This window comes from Enterobacter cloacae complex sp. 382A5 (assembly GCF_050031095.1).
Taxonomy (GTDB): Bacteria; Pseudomonadota; Gammaproteobacteria; order Enterobacterales; family Enterobacteriaceae; genus Enterobacter; species Enterobacter cloacae.
In genome coordinates this window covers 2120998-2140473 of sequence record NZ_JBLGVK010000001.1, presented here as the reverse complement: position 1 = coordinate 2140473, position 19476 = coordinate 2120998, and the positions used below count along the sequence as shown (strand labels likewise).

Genomic DNA, 19476 nt, shown 5'->3' with positions numbered 1-19476 from the left:
GGCTTGTCATGTTTGCGGTTGAGAAATTAAAAGTGAAGTACCCAGGCGCCGGTGCCTGGCAAATGGGCGACAGCCCGGAACTGGCCAGCGAGCTTGCAGACCTGATTAAAAAAGGGATCAAAACCGCTTCCTGCGGATCTTTTGCCTCTTATCAGCAGGAAGACCCGGCCCCGAAGATTGGGAGCTATAACATTATTCTTGATGGTCAGAATGTTCCGGTCTGTGTAACCCGGCTGGTTTCAATGCGACTGGTGCGTTTTTGTGATGTGACTGAGGCGTTTGCCCGTAAAGAAGGTGAAGGCGATTTAAGCCTTGAATACTGGCAGAAAGAGCATCAGCGATTTTTCACCCGAGAAGGTTATTTTTCTGAAGATATGGAGTTGATCGCGGAAGAATTTGAAGTGGTTGAGGTGCTGTAAATGAGAGAAATTAGATAGCCCGCGCCAACTCTACAGAACAATCCTGACTCAATCATAAGAGGATTGAGTCAGGATTACCTCCGTAGCCCATCGACGCTAACCGATGGCAGATTCATCACTGTTTTAATGCTGGTTTCGATACAACGCACTATCTCTTCGCGTGGGCCGCTGCGCCAGTCAGCGCTGGCATAAAAAGCATCAAGAACCGTCACCATGCTTTCAGCGCTGTCAAAGGCGCGAATCAGATAATAGCAATCAGGGTCATGCAGGGAGTTTCCAGACGAAACAACATCGATCCCGTGGCGTTGATGCAGGGGAACGCTGATGTCCTGCATGAGGGTGTGAAAGGCGACGCCAGTGCCTTTGCGTAAGGTGTATTGCAGTATCTCGACTGTTTTTTCCACCGTTATTGTCCCTGTCAGGCTGCTTTCACGGCTCTGATTTTTTTACTGCCCGCTTCATCAGATTCAGTTTTATCGGTTACAGCGTTGAGATCGGGCAGTTTGCTGGTACGCAGAATATGCTGCACGGTCTCTTTCTGCTCGGCGAGATACAGCCCCAGATTTTCAGCCTGTGTTTCATCCATCTGCAGTCCGCTTTGCAGCAGCCAGTCGGTAAACGCGTCTGCCATGTCGAGCAGTTTGTCGTGCGCGTCAGCCTCTTTCTTACTGGCAAATGTCATTTTCTCTTCACCTTTTCTTACAACAACATATTTTGTTTCAACCGCCATGATGCGCTCCCATACTGTAATTACATACAGTATATCAGTTCCGGATTTGTATTGCAGCCAAAATATGCTTACATGTCTTCCGGCCAGTTTTCTGGCAACCCGGTTTTAAACGTGCTGGCATGGATAATGTCATCAACCTGAGTAAACATCATGAAAAAATCGATCGTTCCTGCAGAATTTCAACACTACTTTAATGACTGGCACTTCTCACCGGTCATCGAAGCAGATGGCACAGTGTATCTTTCAGGCGTTACCGCCGCACGCAAGGACAAACCGATAAGTAAGGATCCTGAAGAACAGTTTCATGATGCGTTTTATAAGCTTGGCGTGTACTTAAAAGCCGCCGGTTTAAGCTATGAAAACATACTGGAGATGACCACTTTTCATCTCGATCTTAAAAAACACATCGCCACTTTTTCTAAAGTAAAAGATGAGTACGTAAAGGCACCCTATCCGGCATGGTCTGCCATCGGCGTAGCAGAATTTATTCCAGAAAATGCTCTTGTGGAAATGCGGATTGTGGCAAAAAGGTCAATTTAGGCATGTGCTCCAGGATGGGCGTTATCGGGATCATCCTCCCTTCTGGCTAAGCTGCATTTTTTCCTGCAGCAGCGGCGTCAGCCACTCCGTAAACGCCCGTACTGACCGGGAAAGATGTCGCCGGTGAGGATACAAAATATTCACCGGCAACGCCTGAGGTCGACACTCCGGCATCACTTCGTACAGGACGTCGTTGGTCAGATAAGTATGAACATCATAGGCAGGGATCTGCAGGATACCCAATCCGGCAACGCAGGCAGCAATGCTGGCTTCTGCGCTGTTGACGGTAAGCATGCTGTTCACTTCTGTTCGTTTCACCTCCCCCTTGTCCACCCATTCCATCAGCTCTTTCCGGCCAGATGTCGGTGATGCATAGCCAATCAAATAATGTTGGTTCAGTTTTTCAGGGGATTGCGGCTGTCCGTAAGTGGCAAGGTAATCTGCTGACGCGACATTGATGATGCTGAGATATCCCAGACACTTCGCCACCATGCCGGAGTTGTCCAGCGGACCAACCCGCACGGCACAGTCCACCCCTTCTTCAGCAAGGTTAACGTTGCGATCGGTTACGCCAAGTTCAATTCTGATGCCGGGATACAGCTGATAAAAAGCGGGTATAGCGGGAATAATAAGATGGCTACCGACGCGTCCGGGAACGTCAACCCGGATAGACCCCTTGACGTCGCGGCCGTTTTCCCTGAAAAGATTCTCTGTCTCATCCATGTTCTGAACAGCAGCCTGACAGCGCGGGTAAAACGCATGACCGTCAATGGTCAGGGATACGCTGCGGGTCGTGCGGTGAAACAAGCGCGCACCTAACCGCGATTCCAGCGCCTGAATGGCGGCAGAAACGGTGGAGGCAGGACGATTGAGTGATTCTGCCGCACGGACAAAGCTGCCGTTATCCGCCACCCTGAGAAAAATTCTGAACAAATCGACAGAGTCCATGCGCCCTCATTATTCGTTTTTCATGGATAGTTCATTCAGAATAGCAGGATTAATAATCAAAACCGAGACAGTAAGATGGCTGTACGGGGTTTTCCCGGCTAATCCATGATAAGGAGCCTTCTTATGACCGACCATACTCTGACCGGTAAAACTGTGCTGATTGCCGGCGGTGCGAAAAATCTGGGGGGATTGATTGCCCGGGATTTCGCCCGGCATGGCGCGCGAGCCATCGCCATTCATTACAACAGTGCCGCCACGCAACAGGACGCTGAGGCGACCGTACAGGCCATCCGGGCGGCGGGCGCACAAGCGCATGCCTTTCAGGCTGATCTGACCTCAGCCGCCGCGATGGAAAAACTCTTCAGCGATGTGGTGGCCGCTGTCGGGAAGCCAGATATCGCCATTAATACCGTCGGCAAGGTACTGAAAAAACCCATGGCCGAGGTCACTGAGGAAGAGTTTGATGAAATGAGCAACGTAAATGCGAAAGCGGCATTTTTCTTCCTGAAAGAAGCCGGCAGGCACGTTAACGATAACGGCAAGATTTGCACCCTGGTCACCTCCCTGCTGGGCGCCTACACGCCGTTTTACGCCGCCTATGCTGGCATGAAGGCGCCCGTGGAACATTTCACCCGCGCCGCGTCAAAGGAACTTGGCGAAAGAGGGATCTCCGTGACTGCAATCGGGCCGGGTCCGATGGATACCCCCTTCTTTTATCCCGCCGAGGGTGAAGATGCAGTGGCGTATCACAAAACCGCCGCAGCGCTCTCCCCCTTCAGCAAAACCGGCCTGACCGATATCGACGATATCGTGCCATGGGTTCGCTTTCTGGTGAGTGAAGGATGGTGGATGACCGGCCAGACCATTCTGGTTAACGGGGGTTACACCACAAAATAAGACTGACCCGGGCGCCTGTTCTGGTACAGGCGTCTGCCTCCCCCCACCAGCCGCATCACCCGTGCTTCGCTTGAGCCTTAACCCAGACGGCCAGCGTATGAACTACACTTCTTAATTCGCGGCGGAGTCGGGCCGTATACCGCATTTCATTTCTGCCTTTCATGCAATCTGTCTATCTGAGTGGAGAATAATCATGGGTTATGTAACAACTCGCGATGGCGTCAATATCTACTACAAGGACTGGGGTCCAAAAGACGGGAAAGTGATCTTTTTCCATCACGGCTGGCCGCTAAGCAGTGATGACTGGGACGCCCAGATGCTGTTCTTCGTCAATAAAGGATTTCGCGTTGTGGCCCATGACCGTCGCGGTCATGGGCGTTCAGATCAGGTGTGGGACGGCCATGATATGGATCACTACGCTGACGATGTGGCCGCCGTTGTGGAACATCTTGGCGTACAGGGTGCGATGCATGTCGGGCATTCAACCGGCGGCGGTGAGGTGGTGCGTTATATCGCCCGGCACGGTGAAGACAAAGTTTCCAAAGCCGTACTGATCAGTGCTGTACCGCCCCTGATGGTGAAGACGGAGAGTAATCCTCAGGGTACGCCAAAGTCAGTGTTTGATGATTTTCAGGCCCAGCTGGCGGCGAATCGTCCTCAGTTTTATTATGACGTGCCCGCGGGACCGTTCTATGGATTTAATCGTCCGGGGGCGAAGCCTTCCGAAGCGGTCATCTATAACTGGTACCGTCAGGGGATGATGGGAAGCGCCAAGGCGCATTACGATGGGATTGTGGCCTTCTCGCAGACTGACTTTACGGAAGACCTCAAAGGGATATCCATCCCTGTTCTGGTCATCCATGGGGATGACGATCAGGTGGTGCCGTATGCAGATTCCGGCGCGATGTCAGTCAAGCTGGTCCAAAACGGAACCCTGCATACCTATAAAGGCGCGCCTCACGGTATCCCAACGACACATGCCGATCAGGTCAATGTCGATCTTCTCGCCTTTATAAACAGTTAACCCCGCACATTACCCCCTCAGGCGGGAGCAAAACGGTTCCCGCCCAGGCTAGGGGGATGTTCGGCATAGATGCTGCGTTTTCGGGCTGACAATGCTGCGACGCCATGCCCCCGGCGCCTGACCATACTGACGCTTAAAGCTGCGGTTGAAAGACTGCTGGGAGTCAAAGCCCAACGCAATCGCCACGTTCAGGATCGGCTCATCGCTATGGGTTAACCGCTCCATCGATTTTTGAAGTTTCTGCGCACGGATATACTCGGCAATAGGGTAACCCGTGTGTTCTTTGAAGATCCGCTGAAGATGCCATTTTGAATAGCCTGCACGCTTTGATACGGTCTCAATGTCCAGACGACTATCCAGGTTGTTATCGATCCAGTCGAGCAGATCGTGAATAAATGCGCCAGTGTCCATCTTCTCCCCCACACGCCACGTAGTAAAAAGCACCTTTGTTTGTTGCATTTAAAGATGGCCCGTTTTGATGTTAAATGCAAGTTTTATTGTTGCATTTAAATCCCTGCCGAAAACGCGCCTTTTTCCCCGGCCACAAATAGCACATAAAGTGCAACAATTATTCTTGCACTAAATTTAGCGCCTACCTACAATCGCCGCGATAGTGTATTCACAATTGTTACAGTTTTGTGGCGATGAACGACACAAATGGCCTTAAGCCAGCCCGGACAAAGGAAGTGGCGCGGCGTCCCCCGTTGCGTCTTGCCCGGCGGCTACAACTACCGGAATAAAAATAATGAGCCTGCAAAAAACCTGGGGTAATTTTCATCTGAACGCGTTGGGCGCGGTGTTACTCTCCGCCCTGCTCGTCGGGTGTGACGAGGGTGTCGCGCAAAATGCCGCGCCACAAGCGCCCACCGTCAGCGCCGCTGACGTGGTCGTCAAATCCATTAGCCAGTGGGATAGCTTTAATGGCCGGATCGAAGCGGTGGAAAGCGTACAGCTCCGCCCCCGCGTCTCCGGCTACATTGATAAAGTGAATTACACCGACGGTCAGGAGGTCAAAAAAGGCCAGGTATTGTTCACGATCGATGACAGAACCTATCGCGCCACGCTGGAACAGGCGCAGGCAGCGCTGGCAAGAGCCAAAACGCAGGCCAGCCTGGCGCAAAGCGAGGCAAACCGTACCGATAAACTGGTCAATACCCATCTGGTCTCACGTGAAGAGTGGGAGCAGCGCCGCGCTGCTGCCGTCCAGGCCCAGGCCGACATTCGCGCCGCACAGGCGGCGGTGGATGCCGCGCAGCTGAACCTGGATTTCACTAAAGTGACCGCCCCTATCGACGGGCGCGCCAGCCGCGCGTTGATCACCAGCGGGAACCTCGTTACCGCCGGTGACAGCGCCAGCGTGCTCACCACGCTGGTCTCGCAGAAGACGGTTTACGTCTACTTTGACGTGGATGAGTCAACTTACCTTCACTATCAAAAACTCGCCCTCAGCGGGCAAGGTGCCGCCAGCACTCACCAGGCGCTACCGGTTGAGATTGGGCTGGTGGGCGAGGATGGCTATCCCCATCAGGGCAAAGTCGATTTTCTTGATAATCAGTTAACACCCAGTACCGGCACCATCCGCATGCGCGCGCTGCTGGATAACACACAGCGTCAGTTCACGCCGGGACTGTTTGCCCGCGTCCGCCTGCCGGGCAGCGCGGAGTTCCAGGCCACGCTTATCGACGACAAAGCGGTGCTGACCGATCAGGATCGTAAGTATGTCTATGTCGTTGATAAAGAGAGTAAAGCGCAGCGTCGTGATATTACGCCAGGGCGTCTGGCCGACGGTTTACGTATCGTCCAGCAGGGGCTGAAGCCTGGCGATAAAGTCATCGTCGACGGTTTACAAAAAGTGTTTATGCCGGGCATGCCGGTTAACGCGAAAACCGTTGCCATGACCACCCGCGCCGCCCTTAACTGATCCCTTATCTGAGAATCCGACCCATGGACTTTTCCCGCTTTTTTATCGACAGGCCGATCTTCGCCGCGGTGCTGTCGATACTGATTTTTATCACAGGCTTAATCGCCATCCCGCTGTTGCCGGTGAGCGAATACCCTGACGTTGTGCCGCCAAGCGTGCAGGTGCGCGCGGAGTATCCCGGCGCCAACCCGAAGGTGATTGCAGAGACCGTGGCGACGCCGCTGGAAGAAGCGATCAACGGCGTTGAAAACATGATGTACATGAAGTCCGTCGCCGGCTCCGACGGCGTACTGGTGACCACCGTCACGTTCCGCCCAGGAACCGACCCGGATCAGGCCCAGGTTCAGGTACAAAACCGCGTGTCACAGGCCGAAGCGCGCCTGCCGGAAGACGTTCGCCGTCTGGGTATCACCACCCAGAAACAGTCGCCGACGCTGACGCTGGTGGTGCATCTGTTTTCGCCCGGCGGTAAGTACGATTCACTCTATATGCGTAACTACGCCACGCTGAAAGTGAAGGATGAACTGGCGCGTCTGCCCGGCGTCGGCCAAATCCAGATTTTTGGCTCGGGCGAATACGCGATGCGCGTCTGGCTGGATCCGAATAAGGTGGCGGCACGCGGCCTGACCGCCTCGGACGTGGTAACGGCAATGCAGGAACAAAACGTGCAGGTGTCCGCCGGACAGCTGGGCGCCGAGCCGCTGCCGAAAGAGAGCGATTTCCTGATCTCCATTAACGCGCAGGGTCGTCTGCATACTGAAGAAGAGTTTGGCAATATTATCCTGAAAACCGCGCAGGACGGCTCACTGGTGCGCCTGCGCGATGTGGCGCGCATTGAAATGGGCTCCGGTAGCTATGCGCTGCGCTCCCAGCTCAACAATAAAGACGCGGTCGGGATTGGTATCTTCCAGTCGCCGGGAGCGAACGCTATCGATCTGTCTAACGCGGTGCGCGCTAAAATGGCAGAACTGTCTACCCGTTTCCCGGAAGACATGAAATGGGCGGCACCGTACGATCCGACGGTATTCGTGCGTGACTCCATTCGCGCGGTCGTGCAGACGCTGCTGGAAGCGGTGGTGCTGGTTGTACTGGTGGTCATTCTGTTCCTGCAAACCTGGCGTGCGTCGATCATTCCGCTGATCGCGGTGCCGGTCTCGGTGGTGGGCACGTTCAGCGTTCTTTATCTGCTGGGCTTTTCGCTTAACACCCTGAGTTTGTTCGGGCTGGTGCTGGCGATCGGTATCGTCGTGGACGACGCCATTGTGGTGGTGGAAAACGTCGAGCGAAACATCGAAGAGGGGCTTGCGCCGCTGGCGGCAGCGCATCAGGCGATGCGTGAAGTCTCCGGGCCGATTATCGCGATTGCGCTGGTGCTGTGCGCGGTGTTCGTGCCGATGGCATTTCTTTCGGGGGTTACGGGTCAGTTCTACAAGCAGTTTGCGGTGACGATTGCGATATCAACGGTGATCTCCGCCATTAACTCGCTGACGCTTTCGCCTGCGCTGGCCGCCCTGCTCCTGAAGCCGCACGGCGCGCCGAAGGACCTCCCTACCCGGCTTATCGATCGCCTGTTCGGCTGGATTTTCCGTCCGTTCAACCGCTTCTTCCACCGTAGCTCGAACGGTTATCAGGGGCTGGTGGGCAAAACGCTCGGACGACGCGGTGCGGTGTTTGTGGTCTATGTGCTGCTGCTCTGTGCCGCAGGCGTGATGTTTAAAGCCGTACCCGGCGGGTTTATTCCCACTCAGGATAAGCTGTACCTGATTGGCGGCGTGAAAATGCCGGAAGGCTCATCGCTGGCACGTACCGATGCGGTGATCCGCAAAATGAGCGAAATCGGTATGAACACCGAGGGCGTGGATTATGCGGTCGCCTTCCCGGGGCTGAATGCGCTGCAGTTCACCAATACGCCGAATACCGGGACGGTCTTCTTTGGCCTGAAACCGTTTGATCAGCGTAAACACACGGCGGCGGAAATTAACGCCGAGATCAACGCCAAAATCGCGCAAATCCAGCAGGGCTTTGGCTTCTCCATTCTGCCGCCGCCTATTCTGGGGCTAGGTCAGGGGTCGGGTTACTCGCTGTACATCCAGGATCGGGCCGGTCTGGGCTACGGTGCGCTGCAAAACGCGGTGAACACCATGTCGGGCGCAATTATGCAGACGCCGGGAATGCACTTCCCTATCTCCACCTACCAGGCGAACGTTCCGCAGCTGGATGTGCAGGTCGACAGGGATAAGGCCAAAGCCCAGGGCGTGTCGCTGACCGATCTGTTCGGGACGCTGCAAACCTATCTGGGATCGTCTTATGTGAATGACTTTAACCAGTTCGGCCGCACATGGCGTGTGATGGCGCAGGCCGACGGGCCGTACCGCGACAGCGTGGAAGATATTGCGAATCTGCGCACCCGTAATAACCAGGGTGAGATGGTGCCGATTGGCAGTATGGTCAATATCAGTACCACTTACGGGCCCGATCCGGTGATCCGCTACAACGGCTATCCGGCGGCGGACCTGATTGGCGATGCCGACCCGCGCGTCCTCTCCTCTACCCAGGCGATGACGCAACTGGAGGGGATGTCTAAGCAGATTCTGCCGAACGGGATGAATATCGAGTGGACGGATCTGAGCTTCCAGCAGGCCACTCAGGGGAACACGGCGTTAATCGTCTTCCCGGTCGCGGTTCTGCTGGCGTTCCTGGTACTGGCGGCACTGTACGAAAGCTGGACGCTGCCGCTGGCGGTGATCCTTATCGTGCCGATGACGATGCTCTCTGCCCTGTTTGGCGTCTGGCTGACCGGCGGTGATAACAACGTGTTTGTGCAGGTGGGTCTGGTGGTATTGATGGGGCTGGCGTGTAAAAACGCGATTCTTATCGTGGAGTTCGCCCGCGAGCTGGAAATCCAGGGCAAAGGTATAATGGAAGCGGCGCTTGAAGCGTGCCGCCTGCGTTTACGCCCGATTGTGATGACCTCCATCGCCTTTATCGCCGGGACCATCCCGCTCATCCTCGGCCACGGTGCGGGTGCAGAAGTGCGCGGCGTCACCGGGATCACGGTATTCTCCGGTATGCTGGGCGTAACGCTGTTTGGCCTGTTCCTGACGCCGGTGTTTTACGTGACGCTGCGTAAATTTGTCACGCGCGGCAAAGTGGAAAGAGAGGTCTTGCCCGCGTAATACGCTGCAGATAACAAAAAACCGCCTTCACGATGAAGGCGGTTTTTTTATGCAGCCATTAATGCGCTTTCTTGTACTGGGCAATCAGTTCGGGCACCGGATCGCACCCGCTGGTATCCGCTTTCTTGAGCTCTTCCAGCGCGCTTGCCACGGTATGACCGGCTAAGACCGCGAGGGATGCCTGCTCGGCCTCATCAGCGATGGATTTAAAGTACCAGCACGTATTCGCGCTCACCACGCAGCGCGCCGGTACGTCGGGGCGCGACGCCCACAGCTTTTTGTCTTCTATAACAGAAAGGTAGATATCACGCAGGGTGATCTGTTCCGGCGGGCGGCCAAGATGAATTGAGCCGTTGCGACCAAGCGTTGAGACGATAATACCGTCACGCGTGAGGGGAACCATCAGTTTGCGGATGAAGCTCGGATTCGCTTCCAGGCCGTAAGCCAGAATCGCACTCGTCGAACGTTCACCCAATTGCTCCGCCATCGCTACGCTGAGAACCATCTGCAAAGCTGTCGGGAAGCGGTAATCTAACATTTACGTATCCTGGGTTGCGGTGAATCTTATTCTTTTTGGCACCGCAGAGGTGAATAATCAATAAGCAACAATATAACAAATACCGTAATTATTTTGAAGCTATCTACTTTGACCCGCCCCGTAAAAAAGAGTTTCCATCGCGCACGAAATGGGATCACCCTCCCGTTTTCCTCAGGCAAACGCCGGGTTGGGGAAATCCACCGTCACCCTGAGCCCACCGTCAGCAGAGGTACTCAGCCTCACGCTGCTGTTGTGCTGCTGCGCCACCGCTTTAACGATGGCCAGACCCAGCCCGCTCCCGTTCTGCACCTGATTCGGATCGCGGAAAAACCGGTCAAACACCCGTTCCCTCAACGCAACCGGAATACCCGGCCCGGCATCGGAGACGCTGAATTGAGTGGACGTCTCCGCCGAAAAGAGATCGACCGCCACCCGCCCGCCTTGCGGGCTGTATTTAATGGCATTTTCAATCACGTTATCGATAAGCGACATCAGACGTTCTCTGACACCGCTCACCCAGCTTTCTTCCAGAGCGTAGAATTCAAGCTCAATATTACGTTCCGCGGCGAGCGGTGCCAGCACCGCCATGCGCTCCTGGATGAGCGTCGTAAGCGGCACCGGCTCCATCGCCGTATCCACGCTTGCTTCGCTGTGCATCATCAGCAAAAGCTGATTAACCAGACGTGCCGCCCGGCTATTGCTGCGAATAATCCCTGCAAGTAGCGCCTGTTGATTATCACTGCTGACGTAGGCCTGCAACGCCTCCACATTGATTCGCATCGCAGCCAGCGGCGTGCGCAGTTCGTGAGCGGCATCGGCAATAAATACCCGCTCCCTTTCCGTGCTTTCTCGCACCCTGGCAAGGAACTGATTAATCGCATTCACCATCTGGCTAAGCTCCCGGTGCGTTGGAACCGCCTTTAACGGAGAGAGATCTTCTGGCGCGCGTGAGGCAATTTCATTCACGACGTTGTTCCACGGGCGCATAGCGATGCGGATGGACAGCCATGCGGGAAACAGCAGAAAAGGAATACACACCAGCAGCGGCATGATGTAGTAGCCACGCGAGTTGAGGTAGATAAAGAAATTCCACCCCGCTGCAGGCGTCACCAGCGTCACCTCCACGTCGGAATTCGCGGATTTTAGCGTGCGGCTTGTCCAGCTACGCCCGTCGCTGTGAATTCGCTCAATCTTCCCCAACCGGGTATTTTTCACGCCTATCGGTGCGCCAGCAGAGGCATACAGTATTGCGTTATGTTTGCGAATAATCATGGTGATGGAGAGTCCCGCATCGTCCCCTCCGCCGTAATCTTCCCGCAACGCCTGGCTGAACTGCTCCAGCACCTCGCTTCGTTCCTGCGCACGCCCTTCCATGCGTTCAACAAGGGTAAATAGGGTTTTATATGTCTTATCGCCGGTCAGGATCGGGGGGCTACGCAAGTCATCCCACAGCATCCAGGTTAAAAAAAGACACCACAGCAGTGTCAGCAGAAGCATCTGAGCGACCATGATTCGCCGCACCAGCGTGGGCACCCGCAGGAAATGCCACAGGTTTCGCATCAATATGCTCCCTTCTGAATCGCAACGGTGTCAATGACATACCCGACGCCCCGCACCGTTCGTACATAGCCGTCGCCAATTTTTCGACGCAAGTTCCCCATATGCACATCAAGCGCATTACTCATGTTTTCTTTCGCACCGAAGATCCTTTCTTCCAGAAAACGGCGCGTAAGCACGCGGTCAGCACGCAACATCAGGGTTTCAAGCAGCGCGTATTCGCTGGCCGTCAGCTCAATATGGCGGGAACTCACCGTGACGCGACGCGTCGGCACATGCAGGGATAATCCTCTGATTTCTACCGCCTCGTTCTGATAACCATAGCTGCGTCGCGCAAGCGCCCTCACCCGGGCCAGCAGCTCGGCGAGCACAAACGGTTTAACGAGATAATCATCCGCCCCGGCATCCAGCCCGCTCAGGCGATCCTGCAGCGTTCCTCGCGCCGTCAGGATAATAACGGGGATGCCTTTTAGCTGCTGACGTACGTACGCCATCAGACTCATGCCATCGCCGTCCGGCAGCCCCAGGTCGAGCAGAATAAGTTCAGGCGCGCAGACAGCAAGTTGATGCAGCGCATCCTCTTTGCGGCGGACCCATATGACATCTAATCCTTGATCTGCAAGGGCAATACGCACGCCATTGCCGAGATCAAGGTCGTCTTCAATAAGTAATATTTTCACAAGGGCAACTTTATCAACCGTGAATGAAGAACGTCTTAAGAAAGAGACGGTAACAGGTAATTTAACAGTTTTGCATCATCGGCATCTGCTTCAGTCTTTCTTCATTTTGAGCTCATAAGAACCTTAGGGTGGACATTCAAACTGGGCGCTCTGGCGATTAACACCGCTTGTAACGTAATCATTTGAATCCAAAAGGACTTCTTTAATGAGACATATCGAACTGCGTCACTCGTTCCCCCTTTCGCTCCCGGGGCTCAGTCTGAAGAACATCGTGCCAGGCGCGCTGCTGGCATTACTGGCCACCCCGGTACTGGCCGCAGAACAACAGGGTAACGTGTTGACCTTAGGCGGAGGCGTGGATATTGCGCCCCACTATTCGGGTTCGGATAAAAACCGCGCCACCACGGCGGTGGTGGTGGATTACGCGATGTATAACGGATTCTTCGTCAGCACCACGCGAGGGATCGGTTACGGCAACAACATCGGCAACCTGGATTACAGCGCGGCGCTGAGCTATCGCGCGGGCCGTAAGGATCGGGACGTGGACAGCGATTCGATCAGCGGCGGCAGCGATTATTTGCGCGGTATGGGCGATATCAAAGGTTCGGCTCTGGTGGTGCCAGGGCTGGGGTACAAAGTGACCGACTGGCTAAATCTGCAATTACAGGCAGAGGTGCCGGTTTCGGAGCGAGACAACGGCGAAGCGCTGCATTTCGGCATTTCCAGCCCGCTCTTTACCTCACCGAACAACGCGGTGACGCTGTCGCTGACCGGTAGCTGGGGCAGCAGCAAGTACATGCAGACTTACTACGGGGTGAATGCATCCCAGTCCGCCGCATCCGGGTTTGCCCGATATGACGCTGGAGCCGGAATTTATGCCTGGTCAACGAATCTCGACTGGACGCATAAGCTCACCCAACGCTGGAGCGTGGTTGCTGGCGCAGGCGTTACGCAGCTGATGGGGGATGCAGCCGACAGCCCGATTGTTCAGCGAAAAACCTCGCCGACGGGAAGTTTGAAGGTTACGTACAGTTTCTGATTTAGTTGGATGGAATGCCAACATCCGCCCCGTGTTAGATGACGGGGCGGCACTTGATAGGGATAAGGGACGTATCGCGTCAGGTTGACAGGTCATGATTGCAGGCTGGCATGTGTACCAATACGCCATTCTGTTCCTGCGTGAGCGTCGGTTTTGAGCGAGGAGCAAACGTTGGCAATTATTCTGCTAGCCTAATAGAGGGTTAGTAAAAAATGGGATTTCAGTAAGCATTGGATTCTCATTCTGCCAAACGAAACTGAGGATTTTAATATGGGGCCTTATCGCACTTATCTAATCACTGGTGCAACAAAAGGGATAGGAAGAGCACTCAGTGACAAATTATCAGAACAGGGTCACCAGGTTGTGGGTATTGCCCGTAATGTTGATGCCAGCTTTCCGGGGGTTTTATATACGGCTGACCTGAGTAGCGCTGATGAGACTAACTTAATTTTATTAAAAATAGTCGAAAATCACGAAATTCACGGCATTGTAAATAATGTGGGTGTAGCCTTACCTCAACAACTTGGAAGCATTGATATTCAAACGTTCCTGAATGTCATGGATATAAACGTACGGGTGGCAGTTCAAATAACACAAGCACTCATCGGCAACATGAAGAGCAGAGGCTGGGGAAGAATAGTTAATGTATGTAGCCGTGCCATCTACGGTGCGATTGACCGAACAGCTTACTCAGCAGCAAAAAGTGCTCTGGTAGGTTGTACACGGACCTGGGCATTAGAGCTTGCTCAATTCGGGATCACCTCAAATGCGATTGCTCCAGGGCCAATAGAGACAGAGCTTTTTCATAAAACACGACCTGTTGGAAGTGAAGCAGAACAACGTATTTTATCGACAATTCCAATGGGCAGACTGGGTTCTCCTGCTGAAGTGGCTTCAGCAATAGCCTTTCTTTTATCACCAGAAGCGAGTTTTATTACTGGCGTAGTACTGCCTGTTGATGGTGGAGGAAGCCTGGGTGGACGTTAGAAACGTTCAGAAACTCTGTGGAAATAGACAACGCCTACCCATGGCTGAAATTTGATATTGTCGCAGTTAGTAAGATATTTTTAACCTGTCTAATCCAATAAATACACTGATGCATTTAAGCGAGATCTATGAGTTTAAAGCCGCGTAAAATCGTTTTGATTCCAGGGTTTATGCTGAATGAAATGCTTTGGCATGAATTTGAAACATACCTCCCGTCAAACTGTATTGTTCATCATGCAGCTGTAACTGAAGGACGAACCATTCATGATGTAGTGCAGCATTTGATTACTCTTCTGCCTGAGAAATTTTCTTTGATAGGTTTTTCGATGGGAGGGTATATTGCCCGGCAACTGGCAGCAGAATTCCCTGAACGTGTAGAGTCCTTAGTGCTTATTGCCAGTTCCTTACGGGAAGATACGCCGTTAGAGGCTGAAGCAAAGCGGAAAAGCGTGCAGTCATTGTCCCCCACAACGTTTAAGGGGCTGAGCAGACATGCTATTGCCCGGTCACTCCACCCTCTAAACACATCAAATCAGGATATGATTTCAGCTATCCAGAAAATGGGATGCTCTCTGGGATTTGAAGCCTTCATCACGCAATCATCCTTGTCCAGGCAAGGTATACCTTCTGCAACGATACGTTGTCCAACACTGGTTATCGCCAGTGAAGATGATGCCATCCGTTCGATGAAGGAGGCAGAAGAATTGGTCGAAGCCATACCTTATGCGTCGTTAAGAATCATTCTGGATTGCGGCCATATGATTCCGCTCGAACAGCCCAGGGAGTTGGCAAAAACTATTGTTGAATGGATCCCGGCTACGTAAATTATTGGGGGTTTATCCGGCAAATATCCTGACTTACTTCATCAGGGTATGTAGCGCAACAGCCCATATTTCACTCCTCACTCCAGGGCACAGGCTCACCAATAAAGGTGTGCGTACAGCAGCGGCAAGTCACCTTTACATCCTTTGCACTAATCGATGGGTTAACCTGTTGTAAAATGCCATTCTCGTCAACAAACAGGCCCGGATAAAAGCTGCTATCGCCAATACAGACTAAATCCCTTTGCTGAGGCTCATGCAACGCGACTAACCAGAACACAGGCTCGGTAGTATCAAGACGTCTACAAACTTCGCTGAAAACGTCATCCCACCGCTTGCCAATCTGTTTGAGCAAAAAGTAAAACAATGGCGTGTAGTCACGCCCTCGCTTTTGTCCACTGTGCATGGTTTCACGTGTTACCAGCAGCTCATCCCCGGATTTTTTACGATTACGTTCCCAGCGATACTCAGCGCCAGGGTTGTTAGAATAGTGTCGTGTCGTCGTGTTGACGCTACGATACAATTTACGTGACTTGTGCTGTTGATGAGCCCGCATAGCCAGATCTATCCCTCTTTCAGAACCAATAATCCCTGTCTGACGAAGACGAAACGCCCCCTATAAGCAAAGGAAAGCTATAACTCCATTCCCATGATCTTCAATACACTCCGCTGCGACGCTGTTTCGAAAACCGTATCCTTGATAAACCGCATCCCCTGCTTTTCATAAAATCGCCGGGCACGTTCATTCTGTTCAAGCACCTCGAGCCACAGAAATTTTTTGCCATGACTGCGGGTAAGTTCGATGACGCGGCTAAACATGCTCTGACCGTAGTGATTACTCGTCTTGGTCGGATCAAGATAGAGTTTATTAAGAAGCACACCGCTGATGTCGGTATCAGGGATTGTAGCTTCCCATGTCAGTTTCATGAAACCAATCGGCTGATCAAGGTCCGCCACATACCAGCTTGTGCCGCTGTCTCTCAGACTCTGTTCTATCGCCGCAACAGAATATTCGGACTTCAGAAAATCGTTTAGCTCTGATTCCGACTTCCACAGATGCTTAAAGTGCGCGGGATAGATGCGATAGCCCAGTTCACTGAGTAATATTGAATCTGCTGATGTTGCTTGTCGTAAAAGAAACGTCACAGGATGCTCCCTTGCCCGGTAATATACATTCCCCCCGCTACACCGCCGATTTCGGCCGTAAATTCTCATCAAACGTCAGTCGTTTGCGTCCCGGCTCTTCTTCGCGCAGCGGCTCCACCTGATGCATCGTCAGCTTACAGCGCTCCACCAGCACCTGATACTCGCGCGTGCCCTGCTGCTTCCAGGCCAGTTCCTGTTCGCTCAGCTCACGAATCGCTTTCGCCGGACTGCCGATAATCAAATGGTTAGCGGGCATCTCGGCTTTCGCCTTCACGAACGCCGCCGCGCCGACGATGCTGTTTTCGCCAATCACCGCGCCATCCATCACCACCGCGTTCATCCCTACCAGGGCGTTGCGGCGGATAATACAGCCATGCAGAATGGCGCTGTGGCCGATATGGCCGTCCTCTTCCACCACCGTATCCTGCTCCGGGAAGCCATGCATTACGCAGTTATCCTGAATGTTCGCACCATCTTTCACCACGATACGGCCAAAATCACCGCGCAGGCTGGCATTGGGGCCGACATACACACCTTTGCCCAGGATCACATCGCCAATGAGCACCGCTGTCGGGTGGACATAGCTCTCGTCTGGCACCACCGGCGTCAGACCGTCAATTTGATAAACAGGCATCCTCACTCCTTATGCGGTCGCAAGACCACCAAAGCGTTGATAATAAAGCGTGCCGGGCACGGGCAGTTCACCCACCGAGGTTTCGCCTTTCTCGCTGACAAACGCCAGCGCTCCCGGTGCCACACGCTGATAAATGTTGATGCAAAGCTGTCGTGCGCTTTGACCCGCCCAGTGCGCAGGCAGTAGCTCCTCTGGTAGCAGCGGGTCTTTCAGCACCACACGACGATAAAAGTGGATCAGTAACAGCTGGATGTGGAAGCAACGCTCCGGCGTAAGCTCTTCCGGCGTAGCCTCTTTCAGCAGCGGCAGCAGCGGACGGAACGACTGAATAAACGTCTCGTACATCGCGTTCTGTTCGGTCAGCTGCCAGCACTCCTCAACGCGGGAACGCAGCGCCGCGCGGGAAAGTGCCAGCGGTGAATGGGCTTCGAAGAAGATGACATTTTCCGCCACGCCCGCGTCATGAAGCAGCGACTGCACATCCGCCAGATGCTGCGAGGGCGAAGCCATCAGGCTGGGCGCCAGCGTGCCAAACCCTTGCCAGATTAGCTGTTTTTTCACATCGGCAAGCGTGGTTTTATCGAGACCTTCGGAGAGCAGCAGCAGCCATTTGCCATCCCAGGCGGGCAGCTCCGCGCGGTAGATCTTATTCTCCGCCCGGCGGGTTAAACGCAGCCCTTTGTCGCTCAGGCGGTAATAGCTGCGACGCCCGATGCGGGAGACATCCAGCCAGCCCTCTTTATTGAGGCGAAACAGCGCGGTTCGCACGAAGCGCTCGCCAAAGCCCATCCCTTCGAGTAACGCGGCCAGGCTGCCAAGCCAAATCTCGCCGCCGCGATGGGAAAGCGCATCACCGTATAATGAAGAGATTAGCGACGTCCCGCTGATGGGAACCGAACTGACCGCATGCTGGATAAAGGCGTCGAGTTTCATGTGATTCATTCTGTTGGTGTTTTTGTCCTGGATGAATCATAGCATACGAATCCTGGATAGACCCTCACCCTAACCCTCTCCCACAGGGAGAGGGAACTCAATACACCCTCTCCCTGTGGGAGAGGGAACGTAGAATGAGGATAATTCAACCGTTGGCCGCCACTTTACGCAGGTCAAACACCCGGCAGGCTTTCCCCTCCGAGCGCGGGATGCTGCCGCAGTTAACGATCATGACGTCCGTGGAAATCCCGACCATCGATTTAATACGATGACGCAGCTGATGGCAGACCTGACAACGCTGTTCGTGAGTCAGCGAAAGACTGCTCTCTTTCAGCTCCACTTTTACAGAAAGTGAATCAAGATGCCCCCGACGGTTCACCTCCAGCTGGTAATGCGGAGAGAGATGCTCAAACTTCACAATCTCCTCTTCCAGCTGCGACGGGAAGACGTTGACTCCGCGGATGATGAGCATGTCGTCGCTGCGACCGCTGATCCTGTCCATGCGGCGCATGGTGCGGGCGGTCCCCGGCAGCAGACGGGTCAGGTCCCGGGTGCGATAGCGGATCACCGGCAGCGCCTCTTTGGTCAGCGTGGTGAACAGCAGTTCGCCCTGCTCGCCGTCATTAAGCGGGGTGCCGTCGTTCGGGTTGACGATCTCCGGGTAGAAATGATCTTCCCAGATGGTCGGGCCGTCGGCGGTTTCGATACACTCCATCGCCACGCCCGGCCCCATCACTTCCGAGAGGCCGTAGATATCCAGCGCGGTAATGCCTAACCGTTTTTCGATCTCATGACGCATCGCCTGGGTCCACGGCTCGGCACCGAACACGCCCACGCGCAGGGAGCAGGCGCTGGCATCGCCGCCCATCTGTCGCTCCAGCTCTTCAATCAGGTTGAGGCAGTAGGAGGGCGTCACCATGATCATATCCGGCTTAAAATCGCGGATCAGCTGCGCCTGCTTCTCGGTCTGGCCGCCGGACATCGGGATCACCGTGGCCCCTAAACTCTCGGCACCGTAGTGAGCGCCCAGCCCGCCGGTAAACAGACCATAACCATAGGCCACATGGATTTTGTCCTTCGCGCTGCCCCCGGCGGCACGCAGGGAGCGGGCCACCAGATTGGCCCAGTTGTCAATGTCGCCCTGGGTATAGCCCACGACGGTCGGTTTCCCGGTTGTGCCGGAGGAGGCGTGAATACGCACCACCTGCTCCATCGGTACGGCGAAGGTATCGAACGGATAGTTATCGCGCAGATCCTGCTTGGTGGTGCACGGGAACTTGCGAATATCGGCCAGTTCGCGGAAATCGTCAGGGTGAACGCCCGCGGCATCAAACTTACGTTTGTACATCGGCACGTTGTTATAGGCGTGGTTCAGCGTCCATTTCAGACGTTGGGTCTGCAACGCCTGTAATTCGTCAATGGACGCGGTTTCGATCGGATCAAGCTTTGTTGTATTTATCATCGCAGGGTACTCACATTATTGTTC

General features: G+C 54.1%; 21 protein-coding genes. 9 read left to right on the top strand and 12 right to left on the bottom strand.

All coding sequences use genetic code 11. The features are described 5' to 3' along the window. The first annotated feature begins 8 nt into the window (after positions 1–8). Entirely contained in the window at positions 9–419 is a 411-nt protein-coding gene (locus ACQG2G_RS10185) for an ASCH domain-containing protein (protein WP_047023953.1), read from the top strand. A gap of 74 nt (positions 420–493) precedes the next feature. Here ACQG2G_RS10185 and ACQG2G_RS10180 read toward each other — a convergent pair whose 3' ends face one another. Next, the gene (locus tag ACQG2G_RS10180) at positions 494–823 is read right to left on the bottom strand and encodes an NIPSNAP family protein (RefSeq protein WP_014831789.1); all 330 of its coding nucleotides are present in this window, start codon (positions 821–823) and stop codon (positions 494–496) included. Between the two features lie 14 nt (positions 824–837). Beyond that, positions 838–1149 (bottom strand): YebG family protein, encoded by a 312-nt coding sequence (locus ACQG2G_RS10175; protein ID WP_047023954.1) that lies wholly within the window; start codon positions 1147–1149, stop codon positions 838–840. Between the two features lie 150 nt (positions 1150–1299). Between ACQG2G_RS10175 and ACQG2G_RS10170 the strand changes: the two genes are divergently transcribed. Then, positions 1300–1689 carry a RidA family protein gene (locus ACQG2G_RS10170; protein ID WP_248766869.1) on the top strand — a complete coding sequence of 130 codons (390 nt, stop codon included), beginning with the start codon at positions 1300–1302 and terminating at the stop codon, positions 1687–1689. Between the two features lie 30 nt (positions 1690–1719). On the opposite strand, the gene ACQG2G_RS10165 is transcribed toward ACQG2G_RS10170, so the two are convergent. Further along, positions 1720–2637 carry a LysR family transcriptional regulator gene (locus ACQG2G_RS10165; protein WP_248766868.1) on the bottom strand — a complete coding sequence of 306 codons (918 nt, stop codon included), beginning with the start codon at positions 2635–2637 and terminating at the stop codon, positions 1720–1722. 123 nt (positions 2638–2760) lie between these two features. Here ACQG2G_RS10165 and ACQG2G_RS10160 point away from each other — a divergent pair, with 123 nt between their 5' ends. Together ACQG2G_RS10160 and ACQG2G_RS10155 are read left to right on the top strand one after the other, a co-directional pair. Further along, a complete protein-coding gene (locus ACQG2G_RS10160; RefSeq protein WP_047023956.1) occupies positions 2761–3534 on the top strand; it encodes an SDR family oxidoreductase in 774 nt (257 codons plus the stop codon). 193 nt (positions 3535–3727) lie between these two features. Beyond that, positions 3728–4558: an alpha/beta fold hydrolase gene (locus ACQG2G_RS10155; RefSeq protein WP_248766867.1), complete on the top strand. Its 831-nt coding sequence runs from the start codon at positions 3728–3730 to the stop codon at positions 4556–4558. 48 nt (positions 4559–4606) lie between these two features. Here ACQG2G_RS10155 and ACQG2G_RS10150 read toward each other — a convergent pair whose 3' ends face one another. Beyond that, positions 4607–4969: a helix-turn-helix domain-containing protein gene (locus tag ACQG2G_RS10150; RefSeq protein ID WP_023620848.1), complete on the bottom strand. Its 363-nt coding sequence runs from the start codon at positions 4967–4969 to the stop codon at positions 4607–4609. A 334-nt stretch (positions 4970–5303) separates the two neighbouring features. Here ACQG2G_RS10150 and ACQG2G_RS10145 point away from each other — a divergent pair, with 334 nt between their 5' ends. Then, the gene (locus ACQG2G_RS10145) at positions 5304–6479 is read left to right on the top strand and encodes an efflux RND transporter periplasmic adaptor subunit (RefSeq protein WP_013096739.1); all 1176 of its coding nucleotides are present in this window, start codon (positions 5304–5306) and stop codon (positions 6477–6479) included. A gap of 23 nt (positions 6480–6502) precedes the next feature. After that, positions 6503–9655 (top strand): multidrug efflux RND transporter permease subunit OqxB, encoded by a 3153-nt coding sequence (gene oqxB / locus ACQG2G_RS10140; RefSeq protein ID WP_020688167.1) that lies wholly within the window; start codon positions 6503–6505, stop codon positions 9653–9655. 58 nt (positions 9656–9713) lie between these two features. On the opposite strand, the gene ACQG2G_RS10135 is transcribed toward oqxB, so the two are convergent. From ACQG2G_RS10135 to ACQG2G_RS10125, 3 genes are all read right to left on the bottom strand, one after another. Next, the gene (locus ACQG2G_RS10135; protein ID WP_248766866.1) at positions 9714–10193 is read right to left on the bottom strand and encodes an RrF2 family transcriptional regulator; all 480 of its coding nucleotides are present in this window, start codon (positions 10191–10193) and stop codon (positions 9714–9716) included. Between the two features lie 171 nt (positions 10194–10364). After that, positions 10365–11753: a sensor histidine kinase gene (locus ACQG2G_RS10130; RefSeq protein WP_248766865.1), complete on the bottom strand. Its 1389-nt coding sequence runs from the start codon at positions 11751–11753 to the stop codon at positions 10365–10367. Continuing rightward, positions 11753–12430, bottom strand: a complete 678-nt coding sequence (locus tag ACQG2G_RS10125; protein ID WP_062857496.1) for a response regulator — start codon at positions 12428–12430, stop codon at positions 11753–11755. The genes ACQG2G_RS10130 and ACQG2G_RS10125 overlap by 1 nt, the downstream gene beginning before the upstream one ends. A gap of 205 nt (positions 12431–12635) precedes the next feature. On the opposite strand from ACQG2G_RS10125, the gene ACQG2G_RS10120 reads away from it, so the two are divergent. From ACQG2G_RS10120 to ACQG2G_RS10110, 3 genes are all read left to right on the top strand, one after another. Continuing rightward, positions 12636–13469 carry a MipA/OmpV family protein gene (locus ACQG2G_RS10120; RefSeq protein ID WP_248766864.1) on the top strand — a complete coding sequence of 278 codons (834 nt, stop codon included), beginning with the start codon at positions 12636–12638 and terminating at the stop codon, positions 13467–13469. Positions 13470–13739: 270 nt separating this feature from the next. After that, positions 13740–14456: an SDR family oxidoreductase gene (locus tag ACQG2G_RS10115; protein WP_062934396.1), complete on the top strand. Its 717-nt coding sequence runs from the start codon at positions 13740–13742 to the stop codon at positions 14454–14456. Between the two features lie 128 nt (positions 14457–14584). After that, positions 14585–15280: an alpha/beta fold hydrolase gene (locus tag ACQG2G_RS10110; protein ID WP_038419330.1), complete on the top strand. Its 696-nt coding sequence runs from the start codon at positions 14585–14587 to the stop codon at positions 15278–15280. Positions 15281–15350: 70 nt separating this feature from the next. On the opposite strand, the gene ACQG2G_RS10105 is transcribed toward ACQG2G_RS10110, so the two are convergent. The 5 genes from ACQG2G_RS10105 to paaK all read right to left on the bottom strand — a co-directional run bounded on the left by ACQG2G_RS10105 (position 15351) and on the right by paaK (position 19452). Then, positions 15351–15833, bottom strand: coding sequence for a hypothetical protein (locus ACQG2G_RS10105; RefSeq protein WP_061771647.1), 483 nt, complete (start codon positions 15831–15833; stop codon positions 15351–15353). A gap of 77 nt (positions 15834–15910) precedes the next feature. Then, on the bottom strand, positions 15911–16423 hold the full coding sequence (locus ACQG2G_RS10100) for a GNAT family N-acetyltransferase (protein WP_061771648.1): 513 nt from the start codon (positions 16421–16423) through the stop codon (positions 15911–15913). Between the two features lie 37 nt (positions 16424–16460). Next, positions 16461–17057, bottom strand: coding sequence for a phenylacetic acid degradation protein PaaY (gene paaY / locus ACQG2G_RS10095; RefSeq protein WP_029883660.1), 597 nt, complete (start codon positions 17055–17057; stop codon positions 16461–16463). Positions 17058–17066: 9 nt separating this feature from the next. Next, positions 17067–17999, bottom strand: coding sequence for a phenylacetic acid degradation operon negative regulatory protein PaaX (gene paaX / locus ACQG2G_RS10090; RefSeq protein ID WP_029883661.1), 933 nt, complete (start codon positions 17997–17999; stop codon positions 17067–17069). 136 nt (positions 18000–18135) lie between these two features. Continuing rightward, positions 18136–19452: a phenylacetate--CoA ligase PaaK gene (gene paaK / locus ACQG2G_RS10085; RefSeq protein ID WP_061771649.1), complete on the bottom strand. Its 1317-nt coding sequence runs from the start codon at positions 19450–19452 to the stop codon at positions 18136–18138. Positions 19453–19476: the final 24 nt, after the last annotated feature.